The 18,528-nt window shown below is 57.8% G+C and carries 16 protein-coding genes and 1 tRNA gene; 12 read left to right on the forward strand and 5 right to left on the reverse strand.

The genetic code is table 11. From position 1 onward, the window contains the following. Positions 1–533: 533 nt before the first annotated feature. Positions 534–620 (reverse strand) — tRNA-Leu (locus FDY93_RS18650). A 144-nt stretch (positions 621–764) separates the two neighbouring features. Here FDY93_RS18650 and queA point away from each other — a divergent pair. The 4 genes from queA (at position 765) to secF (ending at position 6,082) form a co-directional block, all read left to right on the forward strand. After that, complete coding sequence (gene queA, locus FDY93_RS18655) at positions 765–1,823, forward strand: tRNA preQ1(34) S-adenosylmethionine ribosyltransferase-isomerase QueA (RefSeq protein WP_138237273.1); 1,059 nt, start codon at positions 765–767, stop codon at positions 1,821–1,823. A 69-nt stretch (positions 1,824–1,892) separates the two neighbouring features. Further along, entirely contained in the window at positions 1,893–3,008 is a 1,116-nt protein-coding gene (gene tgt / locus FDY93_RS18660; protein WP_138237305.1) for a tRNA guanosine(34) transglycosylase Tgt, read from the forward strand. A 193-nt stretch (positions 3,009–3,201) separates the two neighbouring features. Further along, entirely contained in the window at positions 3,202–5,070 is a 1,869-nt protein-coding gene (secD, locus tag FDY93_RS18665; RefSeq protein ID WP_138237274.1) for a protein translocase subunit SecD, read from the forward strand. 10 nt (positions 5,071–5,080) lie between these two features. After that, on the forward strand, positions 5,081–6,082 hold the full coding sequence (gene secF, locus FDY93_RS18670) for a protein translocase subunit SecF (protein ID WP_138237275.1): 1,002 nt from the start codon (positions 5,081–5,083) through the stop codon (positions 6,080–6,082). A gap of 92 nt (positions 6,083–6,174) precedes the next feature. On the opposite strand, the gene FDY93_RS18675 is transcribed toward secF, so the two are convergent. The 4 genes from FDY93_RS18675 to pyrC all read right to left on the reverse strand — a co-directional run bounded on the left by FDY93_RS18675 (position 6,175) and on the right by pyrC (position 8,862). Continuing rightward, entirely contained in the window at positions 6,175–6,372 is a 198-nt protein-coding gene (locus FDY93_RS18675) for a hypothetical protein (protein WP_138237276.1), read from the reverse strand. Positions 6,373–6,407: 35 nt separating this feature from the next. Next, positions 6,408–7,001, reverse strand: a complete 594-nt coding sequence (locus FDY93_RS19825; RefSeq protein ID WP_246068652.1) for an alpha/beta hydrolase family protein — start codon at positions 6,999–7,001, stop codon at positions 6,408–6,410. Between the two features lie 96 nt (positions 7,002–7,097). Continuing rightward, positions 7,098–7,778 carry a ribonuclease T gene (gene rnt, locus FDY93_RS18685; RefSeq protein ID WP_138237277.1) on the reverse strand — a complete coding sequence of 227 codons (681 nt, stop codon included), beginning with the start codon at positions 7,776–7,778 and terminating at the stop codon, positions 7,098–7,100. 46 nt (positions 7,779–7,824) lie between these two features. Further along, entirely contained in the window at positions 7,825–8,862 is a 1,038-nt protein-coding gene (gene pyrC, locus FDY93_RS18690) for a dihydroorotase (protein ID WP_138237278.1), read from the reverse strand. A gap of 353 nt (positions 8,863–9,215) precedes the next feature. Here pyrC and FDY93_RS18695 point away from each other — a divergent pair, with 353 nt between their 5' ends. The 8 genes from FDY93_RS18695 to FDY93_RS18730 all read left to right on the forward strand — a co-directional run bounded on the left by FDY93_RS18695 (position 9,216) and on the right by FDY93_RS18730 (position 18,513). Continuing rightward, positions 9,216–10,436 (forward strand): argininosuccinate synthase, encoded by a 1,221-nt coding sequence (locus FDY93_RS18695; RefSeq protein WP_138237279.1) that lies wholly within the window; start codon positions 9,216–9,218, stop codon positions 10,434–10,436. A gap of 144 nt (positions 10,437–10,580) precedes the next feature. Next, positions 10,581–12,041, forward strand: a complete 1,461-nt coding sequence (gene ccoN, locus FDY93_RS18700) for a cytochrome-c oxidase, cbb3-type subunit I (RefSeq protein ID WP_138237280.1) — start codon at positions 10,581–10,583, stop codon at positions 12,039–12,041. Positions 12,042–12,053: 12 nt separating this feature from the next. Next, positions 12,054–12,671, forward strand: coding sequence for a cytochrome-c oxidase, cbb3-type subunit II (gene ccoO / locus FDY93_RS18705; protein WP_138237281.1), 618 nt, complete (start codon positions 12,054–12,056; stop codon positions 12,669–12,671). A gap of 15 nt (positions 12,672–12,686) precedes the next feature. Continuing rightward, complete coding sequence (locus FDY93_RS18710) at positions 12,687–12,917, forward strand: cbb3-type cytochrome oxidase subunit 3 (protein WP_138237282.1); 231 nt, start codon at positions 12,687–12,689, stop codon at positions 12,915–12,917. Then, positions 12,914–13,822: a cytochrome-c oxidase, cbb3-type subunit III gene (gene ccoP / locus FDY93_RS18715; protein WP_171019041.1), complete on the forward strand. Its 909-nt coding sequence runs from the start codon at positions 12,914–12,916 to the stop codon at positions 13,820–13,822. The genes FDY93_RS18710 and ccoP overlap by 4 nt, the downstream gene beginning before the upstream one ends. Positions 13,823–13,977: 155 nt before the next feature. Further along, entirely contained in the window at positions 13,978–15,393 is a 1,416-nt protein-coding gene (gene ccoG / locus FDY93_RS18720; RefSeq protein WP_138237283.1) for a cytochrome c oxidase accessory protein CcoG, read from the forward strand. A gap of 65 nt (positions 15,394–15,458) precedes the next feature. After that, the gene (locus tag FDY93_RS18725; RefSeq protein WP_246068653.1) at positions 15,459–16,001 is read left to right on the forward strand and encodes a FixH family protein; all 543 of its coding nucleotides are present in this window, start codon (positions 15,459–15,461) and stop codon (positions 15,999–16,001) included. A gap of 4 nt (positions 16,002–16,005) precedes the next feature. Then, positions 16,006–18,513, forward strand: a complete 2,508-nt coding sequence (locus tag FDY93_RS18730) for a heavy metal translocating P-type ATPase (RefSeq protein WP_138237285.1) — start codon at positions 16,006–16,008, stop codon at positions 18,511–18,513. The last annotated feature ends 15 nt before the right edge of the window (positions 18,514–18,528 follow it).

An 18,528-nucleotide genomic window follows, 5' to 3' on the forward strand; every position in this document is an offset into this window, starting at 1 on the left:
CGATGGTAGTGTGGGGTTTCCCCATGTGAGAGTAGGTCATCGTCAGGCTTCTAAATAAAAGAAAGGGCCACCCAAACGGGTGGCCCTTTTTTTTATTTTGGATACGATGAACTCCTCCCACTACCTCGCAGCGCACCGCGCTGCCATGTGAAAGGTCGTGCGCGACCCTGGCAGCACCAAAGGTGCGGGCTTGGGGCGCCCACAGGGCGTCGCACCACGATGGCGGCCACCGCTCGCCATCCACTGTAGGCCATCGCCCTTGCAGTCGGCACAGTCCCCTAACAAGACAAAGGCCCTGACCGCCAACGCGCTCAGGGCCTTTTAATAACTACCTGCGAAAACCCGGTTACAGGCAATCCCGCAGCCAACTGCCCGAGGCCGGACTGATCACATTGGCTGCGCCAATGTGCCCCAGCGGGTGCCTTCAGCGTGCCAACTGCTGGCCCAGTTGGTCGAACCGAGAGCAGGGCTGGCCAACTTCCAGCACCAAATAAAAAAGCCCTGATTACTGTCGCAATCAGGGCTTTTTTGTTTGGTACCAGAGGCCGGACTCGAACCGGCACGCTTTTAAGGGCGGGGGATTTTGAATCCCCTGTGTCTACCAATTTCACCACTCTGGCATGAACGCGAGGCAAATGTGCTTTCCTGTGCCTCGGTAAGGGTGACGATTATAGCGATGGCCCGTTTTCGGTCAACCAGATTTGGAGAAGCCGGCGGATTCCGTTAATCTTCGCGCCCGTAAATTGTCCACCTAGACTGATTGCATGCACCGCCAGGATTTTCATTTCGACCTTCCCGATGAGTTGATTGCCCGCTCGCCCGCAAAGGAGCGCCGCGGCAGCCGTCTGTTGTGCCTGAGTGGCCCAAGCGGAGAGATGGTTCATCGACAGTTCACCGACCTGCCAGACTTGTTGGCACCGGGGGATCTGCTGGTGTTCAACGACACGCGAGTAATTCCCGCAAGGTTGTTTGGCCGCAAGGCCAGCGGTGGCAAGCTGGAAGTACTGGTAGAGCGGGTCCTGGATGACCGCAGGGTGTTGGCCCATGTGCGCTCCAGCAAGTCGCCCAAGCCGGGCGCTGAAATCCTTCTGGACGATGGCACGCCGCTGCAGATGGTGCAGCGCCACGAGGCACTGTTCGAACTCGCGTTCCCTGAAGAAGGGGTGTTGGCGGTGCTGGAGCGGCTTGGACACATGCCTCTGCCGCCCTATATTGACCGACCGGACGATGACACCGATCGCGAGCGCTACCAGACAGTGTATGGCCGCAAAGCCGGTGCCGTGGCAGCGCCTACGGCAGGTCTGCATTTCGACGAAGAGATGCTGGATACCTTGCGTGCGAATGGTATCGAGACCGCATTCGTTACCCTTCACGTGGGCGCAGGTACTTTTCAGCCTGTACGGGTGGATGATATCCATACCCATAAAATGCACAGCGAGGTATTGGATGTATCGGAAGCGGTGTGCCAAGCGGTGGCTGCTTGTCGCGCCCGGGGGGGCAAGGTGGTGGCAGTGGGCACCACCAGTGTGCGAGCCCTGGAAAGCGCCGCGGCTTCCGGACAGCTGCAGCCGACGGTGGGGGAGACCGAAATTTTCATCTATCCCGGTTATGAGTTTCGAGTGGTAGATCGCCTGATTACGAATTTCCACCTGCCGGAATCCACGTTGCTGATGCTTGTCAGCGCATTTGCCGGCTACCGCCACGCAATGCATGCCTATCGTGAAGCAGTGGATCAAAAATACCGATTTTTTAGTTATGGCGACGCCATGCTGATCGACCGCAATCCCGCTGTGGATCCTGCGGAAGTCGGATGCTGTGAATAAGGCCGTAGGTCTATTGAAAGCTGCGCCCGGAATTAAATTGAGGAGAAGCCCGTGAGTCGCCAGTGTTTTATGCAGTTTGAGCTGGACACTACCCAAGGCAAAGCCCGGCGAGGCCGCCTGAAGTTTCCCCGCGGGATAGTGGAAACCCCCGCGTTCATGCCCGTGGGAACCTACGGAACGGTTAAAGGCATGTTGCCGCGCGATGTGGAGGCTATCGGTGCCCACATCATTCTTGGCAATACCTTTCACTTGATGCTGCGTCCTGGTACCGAAGTCATCAAAGCGCATGGCGATCTGCACGATTTCATGCAGTGGCACGGGCCGATACTGACCGATTCTGGAGGCTTCCAGGTGTTCAGCCTGGGACAGATGCGTAAAATCACCGAGGAGGGGGTTTCCTTCAAGTCCCCGGTGGACGGCAGCCCCGTATTTATGGGACCAGAAGAGTCAATGGCGGTTCAGCGGGACTTGGGGTCGGACATTGTGATGATCTTTGACGAGTGTACCCCATATCCGGCGACTACAGACGAAGCGCGCAAGTCTATGGAGCTTTCCCTGCGCTGGGCCAAAAGATCCAAGCAGGCCCACGGAGACAACCCCTCCGCCCTGTTTGGTATAGTCCAGGGCGGGATGTACCCGGAACTGCGCGACATCTCTCTGGCCGGGCTTTCAGAGCTGGGCTTTGATGGCTATGCCATCGGCGGTCTCTCTGTGGGCGAGCCGAAGGAAGATATGATCAAGGTGCTTGATCACCTTGCTTACAAGATGCCCGAAGACAAGCCGCGCTACCTCATGGGGGTTGGCAAGCCGGAAGATATTGTCGAGGCCGTGCGCCGGGGGGTCGACATGTTTGACTGTGTAATGCCCACACGTAATGCGCGCAATGGTCACCTTTTTACCTTCGCTGGGGTGGTGAAGATACGCAATGCGGTTCACCGCCATGACACACGGCCGTTGGAAGAAGAATGTGACTGCTACACTTGCACGCATTTTTCCCGCAGTTACCTGCATCATCTCGACAAGTGCGGAGAAATTCTCGGTTCCCAGCTGAATACCATTCACAACCTGAGGCACTATCAGCGTCTGATGCAGAAGATTCGGGATGCACTGGAAGAGGGAGATCTTGACCGTTTTGTCGCAGATTTCTATCACGGCCTCGGACGAGAGGTGCCCCCTTTAGGGTGAGTGAGGGCGCGGTGCATTTGTACCGACTTTCTATCCCCGTATAATCAGCGACCACCTTTTATCACCTCTGCGAAGCGGGGGCAGGTCCGTTCGACCGTGAACTGACCTTGTAATGGTAAGAGATAGCCCGCATATCCACGGATATCGCTAAAAACGAGCCCGCTCAGCGGGCCATTCCAACAATGAGAAAAGCATGAATCGCTATCCCCTCTGGAAATATCTCCTGATCCTGATCATTGCCGGGTTGGGGCTGCTGTACGCGGCGCCGAACCTGTATCGTCCCGATCCCGCGGTACAGATTTCCGGGCAGTCCAGTGCGCTGAAAGTTGATCAGAATGTGCTCAGTCTCGCCGAAAAGGCACTGGATGATGCCGGTATTGCCTACTTTGGCGGTGAGGTACAGGAAAAATCTGTCCTGCTGCGCCTAAAGTCGATTGAAGAGCAGCTTCCAGCGAAGCGGGCTATCCAGGATGCGTTGGGATACACCGAGTATGTGGTGGCTCTGAACCTGGCTCCGACTACACCGGAGTGGCTCAACAGAATGGGGGCGAGTCCGATGAAACTCGGGCTGGATCTCGCTGGAGGGGTGCACTTCCTGATGGAAGTGGATACCAATTCCATCGTCAAGACCAATATGGAAGGCTACGTATCCGATGTGAAGTCCAAACTGCGTGCGGCAGATGCCCGCTATCGAGGGGTCACATTGGAAGGCGATCGCGAGATCGTTGCCAGTTTTCGTAACGAGGAGCTGCGCAGCCTTGGGATGCGTACCTTGCGCAAAGAGTTTCCCACTCTGCAGCTGACTGAGTCGGGGAGTGGTGAAAACCTTGAGATTCGGGCCACACTTTCCGACCAGGAAATCAAACAGCTGGAAGACTATGCCGTTACCCAGAACCTCACGACGTTGCGCAACCGAGTGAACGAACTTGGTGTTGCCGAGCCAATTGTTCAACGTCAGGGGCGCAACCGCATCGTAGTCGAACTCCCCGGAGTTCAGGACACCGCGGAAGCCAAGCGGATTATCGGCAAGACCGCGAATCTGGAATACCGCATGGAGGCTAAACCCGATGCGCTGGTAACAAACAAGGAGTTTTTCGAGTACCGCAACGAGCAGGAGCGTGCAGCCTACGGTGGCGCCTGGCTGGAGCGCAAAGTCATTATTTCCGGCGAAAGGGTGACCGATGCACGAGTAGGTTACGACGAGAGTGGTTTTCCGCAGGTGAACATCACACTTGATGCCCGCGGCGGTGAAATGATGCATCGGGCAACCTGGAAAAATGTCGGTCGCCGTATGGGGACGCTGTTTGTGGAAAGCCGCTTTACGCCGGAAAAGCAGCTTGATGCCGAAGGCAATGAGATCGTTGTCCAGAAGCGCACTGATGACAAGAAAATCATCAGCCTGGCGACGGTACAGAGTCCGCTTGGCCGTCAGTTCCGCACAACTGGACTGGGAAGTCCGGCTGAAGCTCAGGAGCTGGCGCTGCTGCTGCGTTCCGGTGCGCTGGCGGCGCCGATGTATTTTGTGGAAGAGCGGGTTATCGGTCCATCGCTGGGTGCGGATAATATCAAGGTAGGTGTCAAGTCTGTGCAGATCGGTATGCTGGCGGTAGTGCTGTGTATGCTGATTTTCTATCGGGTATTTGGGCTTGCTGCGACAATTGCGCTGACAGTGAATATGGTGCTGCTGGTGGCGGTGATGTCCATTCTCGGGGCGACACTTACATTGCCCGGGATCGCCGGTATGGTGTTGACCATCGGTATGGCCGTGGATGCCAACGTGCTGATTTTCTCGCGGATAAGGGAGGAGTTGCGCAACGGCCTTTCACCGCAGTCGGCGATCAGTTCTGGCTTCGATAACGCTTACAGCGCAATTGTGGATGCGAACATCACCACGCTGATTGTTGCGGTCATTCTCTATGCCATTGGTTCTGGCCCGGTGCAGGGCTTTGCGGTGACCCTTTCTATCGGCATTCTGACGTCCATGTTCACTGCCATCATGGGAACACGGGCGTTGATCAATTTGTTCTACGGCGGCCGCCGTGTACAGAAACTCTGGATTTGAGGACGCGGTGATGAGTAATACCAAAGAAGTAAACGGCAAGATCACCGAGTATATGGGCAAGCGTGTGTACGATTTCATGCGCTGGCGGAAGCTCGCTTCAGCCGTTTCGATCATTTTAGTGGTTGTTTCTATTGCCGCTCTGGCAATGAACGGCCTTAAATTAGGGCTCGACTTCACTGGCGGTACGCAGATTGACGTGGGCTATGAAAATGCGCCCAAGATCGAAGATGTGCGCTCACAGCTGGAGCAGGCGGGCTTTAAAGGGGCGGCCGTGGTGCGCTTCGGTTCCGATCGTGAGCTGTTGATCAAACTGCCTCCCGAAGTCGCGGAGTCACTGGCTCAGCAAAATGCCCGCGACGCTGCGGCCAATAATTCCATTGGCGACAAAGTTGTGGAAGTGCTGACTCAGCACAGTGAGGGCGGCATAGACCTGCGCAGGGTAGAAATGGTTGGTCCGCAAATCGGTGAAGAGCTGCGGGACGATGGCGGTCTTGGCATGTTGTTCGCACTCGCGGTGGTAATGGCTTACGTCGCACTGCGATTCCAGTACAAGTTTGCCATTGGTGCTGTGGTGGCATTAATTCACGATGTGATCATCGTGCTGGGTTTCTTCGCGATATTCAGACTGGACTTCGATCTTACCGTGCTCGCTGCGGTGCTCGCGGTGATCGGCTATTCCATCAACGACACAATTGTTGTGTTTGACCGTATCCGCGAGAACTTTCGCAAAGTGCGCCAGGCGGAACCAGCGGAGATTATCAATATCTCCATGAGCCAGACTCTGGGCCGCACCTTTATGACCTCCTTCACGACCTTGCTGGTACTTTGGGCGCTGCAGTTTTTTGGGGGAGAGTTGATCCACAACTTCTCACTTGCCCTGATCGTAGGTATTGTGATCGGTACCTTCTCGTCGGTTTATGTGGCTGCGAATATTCTGATGGCGATGAATATCACCAAGGAAGATTTGATGCCCCCCGTCAAGGAAGGAGCCGAGATGGATGATATGCCCTGATCGGGCAGGTCTCCAATTCTAAAAAGGCGGGTTTTCCCGCCTTTTTAGTCTCCGGAAACCACACATGATCGCGTCGCCGTTGCTTTCTCGGCTTATGCGCGGGGCTTTTTGCCCAGAGTGATGTGCTTGGGACCGGCGGTGTTGGTTTGTCCGCTGACTCCCTTAGGTATCTGCTCGATTTTCCCGCCATTGGCGAGAAATGCCTGAACTTGCGCTTCAATTGCTTCACGTGACTCGGTTGACACGGTTTCCTTGCCCCGTTTATTCGCGCTGGATGCTTTCTTCGCCACTATTTTGCCCACTCTTCATGTATGAGCGGCATATATTACCGCAATCTGTGCAAAAAATCACCCGCCGCTATTGACGGCCTGGATCGTCTCTGATTAGGCGGTATTTTATTGGTCGCAAGGCGTGGATTTCCGTTCGTGGTTTCGGCACTTTGCACATTTCTGTCGCTACCCTTTGCGTGCTTTTTCCCGGTTGCTAGGGGGCTTTGGTCACCTGGCGAGCTCAGGCTTTGCCTCGCGGTCAACTCGCTTGTTGTTGTCGATAAAGTATCGGCCGAGATAGCGAGCGTAATTGATGCCGGCACCGCTGATGTAGTTACTGCTTGCATCCTGCCCGCCGGACCAGGAATAGCATCCGGAACGGCAATTACCATCCCGTGCTCCTCAGCGGCCATTTCCAGATTTGCTTTCAGGTAGTCGTCGATGGACTGGGTGCATCCGTGCAGGATCAGCAGCAGGGAGCGGCCGTTACCTACCGGGGAGGTGGAGTCGGGAGTATAGACATGGACCTTGTTGAACCCCCCAAGGGTCACATTCTGGTCCCAGCTGCCTGCCCATGTATTACCGGCAGTCAATACCGCAGACAGCCCCAGGCTCGAAGCCAGGAGCGCGCACCGCTTGATTCTGTTCATCGCTTTTTCCGTTATTGGGCTGGAGCTGCTTCAGCCTAGCGAGGCGAAATAACGGTGAACATGCGACCAAGGTATTAGCTTTGGCTGCAGAATGGGTTATCCATCTGCGGGAAGATCACTTTCCGTCTCCAGCGCCTGTAGCGGCCAGCCGCCCAGGTCTCGCCAGCGATTGACGATGCCGCAGAACAGCTCCGCAGTCTTTTGGGCATCGTACTCTGCGGAGTGCGCGGCACTGTTGTCGAAGTCGATTCCTGCGGTTTGACAGGCTTTGGCTAGCACCGTCTGCCCGTAGGCGAGACCGGAAAGGGTAGCTGTATCCATGCAGGAAAAAGGGTGGAAGGGGTTGCGCTTCAATCCGCAGCGACTGACGGCGGCGTTGATAAAGCCGAGATCGAAGTGAGCGTTGTGCGCCACCATGATAGCGCGGGTACAGCTGTGGGTTTTAATGGCGCGGCGAATCTGGCGAAAGAGCTCCGGCAGGGCAATCTCTTCGGGCCAGGCATCGCGGTCTGGCGACTCCAGGTCGACGCCGATAAAGTCCAGCGCAGATTGCTCAATATTTGCGCCTTCAAATGGTTCAATATGGAAGCTGTGGGTTTCTTCCGGAAAGAGGGTGCCGTCTTCGCCCATGTTCAGGATGACCGCGGAAACCTCCAGCAGAGCATCTGTGCGGGCGTTGAAACCCGCAGTTTCGAGATCCAATACTACCGGCAGGAAGCCGCGGAATCGCTGAGCCAGAAGTGATTTGGGGCCTGTGGGAGCTTCTGCTGGGGTCACGTAGTTTCCTGGTGCTTCTATCTATCGTCGGTTGTCGCAGTTGCTGTCAGAGCAGCTGCCAGTTGAGTGTTTCGCCCGCCGCCAATGGAATCAGCGCATCTGTACCCATCGGCAGCCCGCTCGGCAGTGTCCATGGCTCCCGCACCAGAGTGATGGTGCCGTTGTTGCGGGGCAGATCGTAAAAATCAGGGCCGAATTCGCTGGCGAAGCCTTCCAGCTTTTCCAGTTTGCCCGCGCGCTCGAAGGCTTCGGCGTAGAGTTCAATGGCGCTGAAGGCGGTGTAACAGCCGGCGCAACCGCAGGCGGTTTCCTTTCGGCCCTGGGCATGGGGTGCGGAATCAGTGCCCAGGAAAAACTTCGGACTACCACTGGTCGCGGCTTCGATCAGTGCCTCCTGATGGGTGCTGCGTTTCAGGACTGGCAGGCAGTAGTAGTGGGGGCGAATGCCGCCAACCAGCATGTGGTTGCGATTGTACAGCAGATGGTGGGCGGTAATGGTCGCCGCCACCCCATCTCGGGCCTGCGCCACAAATTCCGCGGCGTAGGAAGTGGTGATATGCTCAAGCACGATTTTCAGGCTGGGGAAGTCCGCGACCACCCGTCCGAGAATGTTCTCGATAAACACCCGTTCGCGGTCGAAAATGTCGATGTCACTGGTGGTTACTTCTCCGTGCAGCAGCAGCTTCATGCCGCAGGATTGCATCGCCTCCAGGGCGGGGTAGATATTTGCGATGTCGGTGACACCAGAATCCGAATTGGTGGTTGCCCCGGCTGGGTACAGTTTGGCGGCGACAACGCCTGCGGCGTGCGCCTGGTGCACGATTTCCGGAGAGGTCTTGTCGGTCAGATAAATGACCATTAGCGGCGTAAACGCCTTGTCGGCCGGCACGGCGGCTTCGATGCGGGCTTTGTAGGCGAGGGCGCCTTCGGCGTTCACGACCGGAGGTACCAGATTGGGCATGATGATGGCGCGGCGGAACTGCCGAGCGGCGTCGCCAACGGTGCGCTCCAGGGCGGTACCATCTCGCAGATGGATGTGCCAGTCGTCAGGTGCGCGCAGAGTAATTTGCTGTCTGGAGTCCACCGAATATCTCCTCCCGGATTGATCGCGGCGCCGATGCTACCTGAAGCGCCATTAAATTGCGAAAACTGCGGAGATTGCCTCTTCCTCCGGCGGATTGAATATAAAGTAAACAGGGGTTGCTGTTTGCGTTGTGGGCAACCTGTCGAGTATCGGCCGGGTGCTAGTCGTGGGCGAATCTAGGCGCTACAATCGCGCCCCGAAAAAAGGCGGCCTTTCCGCACTTCCTGGGCACATATCCAAAAACAACTTCCCCAGATTGAACATACACGGGTAAACGGCTTCTCCTGAAGCGAGGTGACACCCGTTGGTGACGGCTTTGCCCCAGACTCGGGGCCACTATACAGAGGATAGTAATGAGCAAGATCGACAAGGTGGTACTGGCGTATTCTGGCGGACTCGATACTTCGGTGATCGTACGTTGGCTTCAGGATACCTACGGATGCGAGGTAGTCACCTTTACCGCCGACATCGGTCAGGGCGAAGAGGTAGAGCCCGCTCGCGCCAAGGCGCAGGCGTTAGGCGTAAAAGAGATCTATATCGACGATTTGCGCGAAGAGTTTGTACGCGACTTCGTATTCCCTATGTTCCGTGCCAATACCATTTATGAAGGCGAGTATCTGCTGGGTACCTCTATCGCCCGTCCGCTGATTGCCAAGCGCCTGATAGAAATCGCCAACGAGACCGGAGCGGATGCTATTTCTCACGGTGCCACAGGTAAGGGCAACGATCAGGTGCGCTTTGAGCTGGGCGCCTATGCGCTGAAACCGGGCATCCAGGTGATTGCCCCCTGGCGCGAGTGGGATCTGACCTCCCGCGAAAAGCTCATGCAGTACTGTGAGCAACACAATATTCCAGTGGACTTTTCCAACAAGAAGAAAAAGTCTCCTTACTCCATGGACGCCAACCTGTTGCATATCTCCTATGAGGGTGGCGTGCTGGAGGAGCCTTGGGCGGAAGCGGAAGAAGATATGTGGCGGTGGAGCGTTAGCCCCGAGACCGCTCCCGACAAACCTACCTATATCACCCTGCAGTTTGAGAAGGGAGACCCTGTAGCGATCGATGGTGAGCGCATGAGTCCCGCCACGCTGCTGGAAACTCTGAACAAGCTGGGTGGGGCCAACGGAGTCGGTCGCCTGGATATCGTGGAAAACCGCTATGTGGGCATGAAGTCCCGCGGCTGCTATGAAACACCCGGCGGCACCATTCTGATGAAAGCACACCGCGCGATCGAGTCCATCACCCTGGATCGCGAAGTGGCGCATCTTAAAGATGAGTTGATGCCGCGCTACGCAAAACTCATTTACAACGGCTACTGGTGGTCTCCCGAGCGCCGCATGTTGCAGGCGGCCATCGACGAGTCGCAGGCCGTTGTAAATGGTGAGGTGCGCTTGAAACTGTACAAGGGCAGCGTCAGTGCGGTGGGGCGCCGTTCCGCAGACAGCCTGTTTGATGAACGCATCGCCACCTTTGAGGACGATGCCGGAGCCTATAACCAGAAAGACGCTGAGGGATTCATCAAGTTGAATGCCCTGCGTCTGCGAATTGCCGCGGGTAAAGGCCGGGACTTGATCTGAATCAGCCGGGAACGGCGATAGAAGCGTTTAAATCGTCGTTCCTATGCCCGCTCGGTCTACCGTGAAGGGACCAGCCACTGGCGTAGTGGTGGATATCCTCGCGCTTGACGGAAACAAATCTCTAAAAGCAACGGAAGTAACACAATGACGACAACAGTGGCAGAGGCCGGCAAGCTGCCGGACTATGACTACAACATTGTGCGCCAGTTCACCATTATGTCGGTGGTCTGGGGTATTGTTGGAATGGGCGTCGGCGTACTCATCGCCGCACAACTGGCGTGGCCTGCACTGAATGATCTCTGGCAGCCATTTACGCATTTTGGTCGTCTTCGTCCGCTACACACCAACGGTGTGATTTTTGCGTTTGGCGGTAGCGTATTGTTCGCCACTTCCTATTATGTGGTTCAGCGCACCTGCCAGACCCGCCTCTGGGGTGGCTGGCTTATCCCCTTTACCTTCTGGGGTTGGCAGGTTGTCATCATTGCCGCGATCATTACATTGCCGCAGGGCCTGACGTCGACCAAAGAGTACGCGGAGCTGGAGTGGCCGATCGATATCCTGATCGCGTTGATCTGGATTGCCTATGCGCTGGTATTTTTCGGCACTATTGCCAAGCGTCGTACATCACATATCTATGTGGCCAACTGGTTCTTCGGCGCCTACATCATCACCATTGCTGCGCTGCACATCGTCAATAATCTGGCGATACCGGTCAGCGCGTTCAAGTCCTACTCCATCTTCTCGGGCACCAAGGATGCCATGGTCCAGTGGTGGTACGGGCACAATGCGGTGGGCTTCTTCCTCACCGCGGCGTTCCTCGGGATCATGTACTACTTTGTGCCGAAGCAGGCTGGTCGTCCGGTCTATTCCTACCAGCTGTCCATCGTGCATTTCTGGGCGCTGATCTCCATTTATGTCTGGGCCGGCGGCCACCATTTGCACTACTCCGCGCTGCCGGATTGGACCCAGAGTCTCGCCATGGTGATGTCCGTGATCCTGCTGGCGCCATCCTGGGGCGGTATGATCAACGGCATCATGACCCTGTCCGGTGCCTGGCACAAACTCCGCACCGACCCGACCCTGCGCTTCCTGGTGGTATCCCTGTCCTTCTACGGCATGTCCACGTTCGAAGGCCCGATGATGTCGATCAAGACCGTGAACGCGCTGTCACACAACACCGACTGGACCATCGGCCACGTGCATTCCGGTGCTCTCGGCTGGGTTGCGATGATCTCCATCGGCGCGCTGTATCACCTGGTGCCGGTGCTGTGGCATCGCAAGCAGATGTACAGCGTGAAGCTGATCAACGCGCATTTCTGGCTGGCTACCGTGGGTACGGTGCTGTACATCGCGGCGATGTGGGTCAACGGTATTACCCAGGGCCTGATGTGGCGCGCGTTCAATGCTGACGGAACCCTGACTTACAGCTTCGTGGAGAGCGTGATTGCCAGTCATCCTGGCTACATCGTGCGCTGGTTGGGCGGTGCCTTCTTCCTGACGGGCATGTTCCTGATGGCGTACAACGTATTCCGCACCATTACCGACGAGCCTGAAGAAGATGAGGTGCGTCACGATGAACATCTGCCAATCGCGAAGTCGGTATAAGGGGAGCGAATCGTGAAGAATCATGACATCGTAGAAAAAAACATCGGCCTGATGATCATCCTGACCATTGTCGCGATCAGTTTTGGCGCGCTGGTGGAGATCGTCCCGCAGTTATATCTCAAGGACAACAACGAACCGATTGCGGGCCTGAAGCCGCTTGGCGCGGTAGAGCTGGAAGGGCGTGACATCTACATCCGTGAAGGCTGCCATGTCTGCCACACCCAGATGGTCCGCCCGCTGCGCGCAGAAGTGGAGCGTTACGGCCACTACTCGATGGCGCAGGAGTTTGTATACGACCACCCGTTCCTGTGGGGCTCCAAGCGCACCGGCCCGGATCTGGCCCGTGTTGGCGGCCGCTACTCCGACGAGTGGCACCGTGCGCATATGTACAACCCGCGCAACGTGGTACCGGAATCGATCATGCCGTCCTACCCATGGTTGTTTGACAACGTGGTCACCGGCGAGCACACCGCGGACAAAATGCGCGCGATGCGAGCGATCGGTGTGCCTTATACCGATGAAGATATTGCCAATGCCAGCAAGCCATTTGTCGGCGGTCGCGTTCACGAGATTGACGCGCTGGTGGCCTATCTGCAGCAGCTGGGCACGCTGGTTCAGCAGAAGCGCTAAGGGCGGGGCGAAATTTTGGATATCAATATTTTGCGGCAGATAGGCGTGGTCCTCGGGTCCATTGCCTTCCTGGCAATCTGCTGGTGGGCCTTTTCCCCGAAGCGTAAACAGCGCTTTGACGAGGACGCCAAATTGCCATTTGCGGACGAACAGGAATCAACTGAAAAGGGCGCTCAAAAGAGCGAATCCCGCTCCGATGATAAAGACGGAGCCAAACAGGAACAGGAACAGGGGCAAGACAAATGACTACAGGTTGGAGTATCTGGGTAATTGTGCTCACCCTTACCAATCTCGCACTGATAACCTGGGTTTTGTTTGCCAACCGCAAAATAGCGGTGAGCGACCAGGACGACCCGGAAAACCGCACCACTGGCCACGTGTACGATGGCATTGAGGAATACGATAACCCACTGCCGAAGTGGTGGTTCCTGCTGTTCATTCTGACGTTGGTGTTTTCCGCCGCTTACCTGGTGATCTATCCGGGTATGGGAAACTATAAGGGAATCGGTGGTTGGACCTCTGTCGGCGCGCTGAAGGCCGATCAGGCCAAAGCGCAGGCCGAATTCAAAGAGAGCTTCGGCCAGTACGTGGATATGCCGATCGAGAAAATTGCCGAAAGCCCTGAAGCCCTAAAAATGGGTGCGCGGATTTTTGCCAACAACTGCGCGGTGTGTCACGGCGCTGACGGTGGCGGCAACTACGGGTTCCCGAACCTGACCGACAGCGACTGGCTGTACGGCGGCACTCCGGAAAAAATCCTGGAAACCCTGCACAATGGCCGTCAGGGCCTGATGCCACCGCAGGGGCCTGTGATTGGTGAGACGGGTGTCAAAAATGCCGCGGAATACGTGTTGGCCATGAATGGTCTCGAGCACGACGCGGCCATGGCGGAGCAGGGCAAGCAGATATTCGGTACTGTGTGCATGGCGTGTCACGGTGCCGATGGCAAGGGTAACCAGGCGCTGGGCGCACCGAACCTGACCGACAATATCTGGCTCTACGGCAGCAGCCGCGAAGAGATCCAGCACACCATTCGCGGTGGTCGCAGCAACCATATGCCAGCGCAGAAAGAAAAGTTGCGCGAAGACAAGATCCGTCTGGTGGCAGCGTATGTCTACAGCCTGTCTCGTCAGGATGAGATCCAGCAGTAAGCTTCATTTGAGCGAACTGGTGTGAAAGGAAAGTGGCGGCATCGCCGCCACTTGCATCGCCGGGAAGGGCACCGCAGGGAAGAATAACAAGCCTCATTGCATGTAACTGCAGTCATGCCCTGATCGGGAATAACTATTCGGGGGAGCGAGGTGTTGTGAGCGAAAGAATACCCACCAGAGAAGAGCAGGACGGCGACGGCGAAGTCCGTTATCGCATGCTCTACGAGTCTGACGACAAGGTCTATATCCGCCATATCCGCGGCGTCTTTACCCGAATTCGAAAATACACCGGGTTGCCGCTGCTGTTGGCGTTTTTCTTTATCCCCTGGCTCAACATCGACGGGCACCAGGCGGTGCATTTCGATCTCCCCGCACGACAGTTCCATATTCTGTGGGCCACGTTCGGTCCCCAGGACGGCTTCCTGCTGGCCTGGCTGCTGATCATTGCGGCCTTTGCGCTGTTTGCGGTCACCACCTGGCTCGGCCGTGTCTGGTGCGGGTTCACTTGTCCGCAGACCGTGTGGACGCTGATGTTCATCTGGGCGGAGAGGGTATGTGAGGGGGATCGCAGCAAGCGGATGAAGCTGGATGCCGCCCCCTGGAGCGTGGAAAAAGTGCTGCGCAAGAGCGGTACCCACGGGATCTGGCTGCTTATTTCTCTCGCCACCGCGCTGGCATTCGTGGGATATTTTTACGGAATCCGCGATCTGGTGGTGGATCTGGCCACCTTCAATGCCCATCCCCAGGGCGCCTTCTGGGTTGCTTTTTTCACCTTCGCCACCTACATGAACGCCGGCTTCCTGCGCGAGCAGGTGTGCAAGTACATGTGCCCCTATGCGCGTTTCCAGTCGGTGATGTACGACAAAGACACCCTGGCGGTCTATTACGATGCCCGCCGCGGCGAGGCCCGCGGGCCGCGCAAGAAGAATGTCGACTACAAGGCCCAGGGTATGGGCGACTGTATCGACTGTTACTGGTGTGTGCAGGTGTGCCCGGTGGATATAGATATCCGCGACGGGCTGCAGTTCGAGTGCATCAACTGTGGCCTGTGTGTGGACGCCTGCAACAGTGTCATGGACAAGATGGAGTACCCTCGCGGCCTGATTCGCTTCACTTCAGAAGATGAACTCGAGGGTGCGAAAACCAGGTTTGCACGACCGCGGTTGTTCGGGTATGCGTTGGTGCTGCTGTTGATGGTCGGTCTGTTCTCTCTCGAGGTGCTGACCCGCAGTCCGGTCCAGGCTGAAGTGCTGCGGGACCGCGGTGCGCGTATGTACCGGGTATCCCAGGGGCTGGTGCAGAACGTCTATACGGTCAAGATCAACAATATGGACCAGAAGCCCCACGAGTTCACTATCCGAATCGAGGGCAAGGAGGGGTACGACTACTCACTGCGGATGCAGCGGGGCGCTCTGGTGAACCCCGGTGAGATATACTCCGTGCCCATCCGGGTCAGTGTGCCTCAGCAGCAGCTGAAGGAAACCAAGCACGATATCGAGATCGTGATTCAGGCCAAAGATGCTCCAGAGCTTGAAGATCGCCACAAGACCGTGTTTATCGGGCCGAAATGACCGTGGGGCGACGGACGGATGCCGTCTAACCTGCGCAGTAACGAATATTGATGGTTAAACAGAAAGTGTCACAGACAGTCGATCGAAACGCCGATACACCGCGCCCCTGGTACCGCGAACCCTGGTTCTGGCTGGTGATGTCGCCACTGGTACTGGTGGTTATTATTTCTTTCACCCTGGTCTCCGTTGCGGTGCGCCACGGCGATGACGTGGTGAGTGACACTTACTATAAGGAGAGCCGTCTGTATCACTACAGTGCGGAGCAGGATCAGCGGGCGAAGGAGCTGAACCTGGCCGGTGTACTGCTGTTTTCTCCGGAGGAGAATGTCGTCACGCTGGATCTGCGCGGCCAGCTCGAATACCCGGACAAACTGTTGCTGTCCCTGAGTCATCCGGTGGAGGCAGACCTGGATGAGCATATTCTGCTGGAGCAGCTGTCCATCGGCCGCTACCGGGGCGAGGTGCAGGCGTCGCTGCAACACCGCTGGTATCTGCAGGTAACGCCGCAACTGAACCCGGAAGAGTTTCGCAACGCCCCGTGGCGACTCAAAGGGGAAATCAATTTCGACCTCGGCAATGGAGTGCCCCTGAAACCCGCCGAGCAGTAAGCGTATGACCGCATCGCCTGCTCCCCCTCCCGCACACATCCCTGCGTCGGCAGATGCCGCGGACTGCTTTCACTGCGGTCTGCCGGTAGCCGAGGGCAGCGCGTTTTCTGTCGCGATCGACGGCGTACGTCGACCCATGTGTTGCCCGGGATGCGAGGCGGTGGCGGGCGCGATTGTGGCCGGTGGGTTCGATAACTTCTATCGCTTCCGCGAGCAGAGCAGTCAGCGTCCGGAGTCGGTACCTGAGGCCGATCGCTGGAGCGCCTATGACCTGGTGGAAGTGCAGGATGAATTCGTGCGGGATTTCGATCAGCCGGCGCGCGCGGGCGAGGGTGTCACCCTGCGGGTTGCCAGTCTGCTGGTCGGCGGCATCACCTGTGCGGCGTGTGTGTGGCTGATCGAAAAGCAGCTACAGCGGATGCCCGGCGTGGAGCGGGTATCCGTTAACGCCAGTAACCATCGCGCCCAGATCGTGTTTGATCCTGATCAGGTGGCTGTCAGCCTGCTATTTGCCGCCCTTGCCGCTATTGGCTACCGCCCTGCACCTGCCACCGCTGCCAACAGTGAACGCCTGATCCAACAGGAACGCCGTGCATCCATGCGCCGGCTGGGGGTGGCGGGGCTCGGTACCATGCAGGTAATGATGTTCGCCATCGCGCTCTACTTTGGCGCCAGCAAGGGCATAGAAACCGCGTTTGAGCAGTTTTTCCGCTGGGTGTCGCTGGTGGTGGCCACGCCGGTGGTGTGCTATGCGGCACAGCCCTTCTTCGCCGTGGCCTGGCGGGCACTGCGCAGTGGGCAGCTGGTAATGGATGTGCCGGTGTCCCTAGCGATTGGTCTCGCCTACGGCGCCAGTGTATACGCCACGGTATTCGACACCGGGGAGGTGTATTTCGAGTCGATTTCCATGTTCACCTTCTTCCTGCTGCTGGGGCGCGCGGTGGAAATGCGCGCGCGCCATCGAGCGGGGCTCGCCAGCGGCGGACTGGCCCAATTGCTGCCGCTCGCGGCGCAGCGGCTGCGGGAAGCGGGCGACGGTACCGTCGAGGAGTCGGTACCGGTCACCGCATTGAAAGTGGGCGACCGTATATTGCTGCGCCCGGGAGACACGATTGCCGTTGACGGTGTGGTGATCGACGGCGCCAGTGGTGTTGATGAGTCCATACTCACCGGTGAGTCCGCGCTGCAGCAGAAGGTTGTAGGCAGCGCCGTATTTGCGGGCAGTGTAAATGGTGACTCCTCGCTTACTGTGGCGGTGGCTGCAGCGGGCAAGAGCACCCGGCTCTCCGCTATCGAAAAGCTGGTGGAGCGGGCGCAGCTGGACAAGCCGGCGCAGGTGGCGCTGGCGGACCGTCTGGCGGGGCGGTTTATTGCCGCAGTACTGTGTATCGCCGTCGCGGCTTTTGTATTCTGGTGGCAACAGGCGCCGGATCGGGCCTTCTGGATTGCGCTGTCGGTACTGGTCGTGACCTGTCCCTGTGCGCTCTCCCTGGCGACGCCGGCGGCGCTGGCCGCCGCAACCCTGCGCCTGCAGCAGTTGGGGCTGTTGGTGGCGCGGGGCCATGTGCTGGAAACGTTACCAACACTCAGCCGGGTTATTTTCGACAAAACCGGTACTCTCACGGAGGGCGAGCCGCGGTTGCAAACGATCGTGCACCTGCGTGCGGGTGGAAGCGATATTGAGGTGCGGGAGATCGCCGCCGCGCTGGAGGCCCACAGCAATCACCCGCTGGCGCGGGCGTTCCGGCCCTGGGGGGGGAATCGCTCCGCACAGGAATTGCGCTCGGTTACCGGGCGCGGGGTGTCTGGTATCTGTGGTGGAGAGTGTTTTCGCCTCGGGCGTGCTGACTTTGTGCAGGAGGGGTTCGCCGGGACGGCGTGTCAGCTGGCACAACTACAGGCACCGGCGGAGCCCGGACAGTGGCTGCTGCTGGGAGACTCCAACGGACCTCTGGCGTGGCTGGGGCTGGGGGATTCCATGCGCGAAAGCGCGCCCGTTTCGATTGCACAGCTGCGCGAGCAGGGGCTTGAGGCGGAGTTGCTGAGCGGCGACCAGTCCGCAGAGGTGCCGAGACTGGCCAGACTATCCGGGATAGACCACTTCCGCGGAGGCGCTTCTCCCGAGCAGAAGCTCGCGCATCTGCAGTCGCTGCAGGCGCGCGGTGAGCGATTACTGATGGTGGGGGATGGCATCAACGATGTGCCAGTGTTGTCTGGGGCGGATGTTTCCATCGCGATGATGTCCGCTGCAGACCTGGCCCAGTCGCGTGCGGATGCCATTCTGCTGCAGGGGGACCTGCGTGCGCTGCCTCGCGCCTTTGCGCTTGCGCGCAAGTGCCGCACAATCATTCGCCAAAATTTGGCCTGGGCCGTTCTCTACAATCTGCTGGCGCTGCCGCTGGCGTTTCTCGGCCTGGTGCCGCCGTGGGCTGCGGCCATCGGTATGTCGCTGAGCTCACTGATCGTGGTGGCCAATGCGCTGCGTCTGTCCCGTTGGCAGCCGGCAATCTGACTGCCGTCGGAACTA

The organism is Microbulbifer harenosus (assembly GCF_005771435.1).
GTDB classification, from domain to species: Bacteria; Pseudomonadota; Gammaproteobacteria; order Pseudomonadales; family Cellvibrionaceae; genus Microbulbifer; species Microbulbifer harenosus.

Bases quoted from the DNA above. Each gene is read 5' to 3' on its own strand.
- queA (WP_138237273.1), top strand. From the start codon at position 765: ATGCACCGCCAGGATTTTCATTTCGACCTTCCCGATGAGTTGATTGCC.
- tgt (WP_138237305.1), top strand. From the start codon at position 1,893: ATGCAGTTTGAGCTGGACACTACCCAAGGCAAAGCCCGGCGAGGCCGC.
- secD (WP_138237274.1), top strand. From the start codon at position 3,202: ATGAATCGCTATCCCCTCTGGAAATATCTCCTGATCCTGATCATTGCC.
- secF (WP_138237275.1), top strand. From the start codon at position 5,081: ATGAGTAATACCAAAGAAGTAAACGGCAAGATCACCGAGTATATGGGC.
- FDY93_RS19825 (WP_246068652.1), bottom strand. From the start codon at position 7,001: ATGAACAGAATCAAGCGGTGCGCGCTCCTGGCTTCGAGCCTGGGGCTG.
- FDY93_RS18695 (WP_138237279.1), top strand. From the start codon at position 9,216: ATGAGCAAGATCGACAAGGTGGTACTGGCGTATTCTGGCGGACTCGAT.
- ccoN (WP_138237280.1), top strand. From the start codon at position 10,581: ATGACGACAACAGTGGCAGAGGCCGGCAAGCTGCCGGACTATGACTAC.
- ccoP (WP_171019041.1), top strand. From the start codon at position 12,914: ATGACTACAGGTTGGAGTATCTGGGTAATTGTGCTCACCCTTACCAAT.
- FDY93_RS18730 (WP_138237285.1), top strand. From the start codon at position 16,006: ATGACCGCATCGCCTGCTCCCCCTCCCGCACACATCCCTGCGTCGGCA.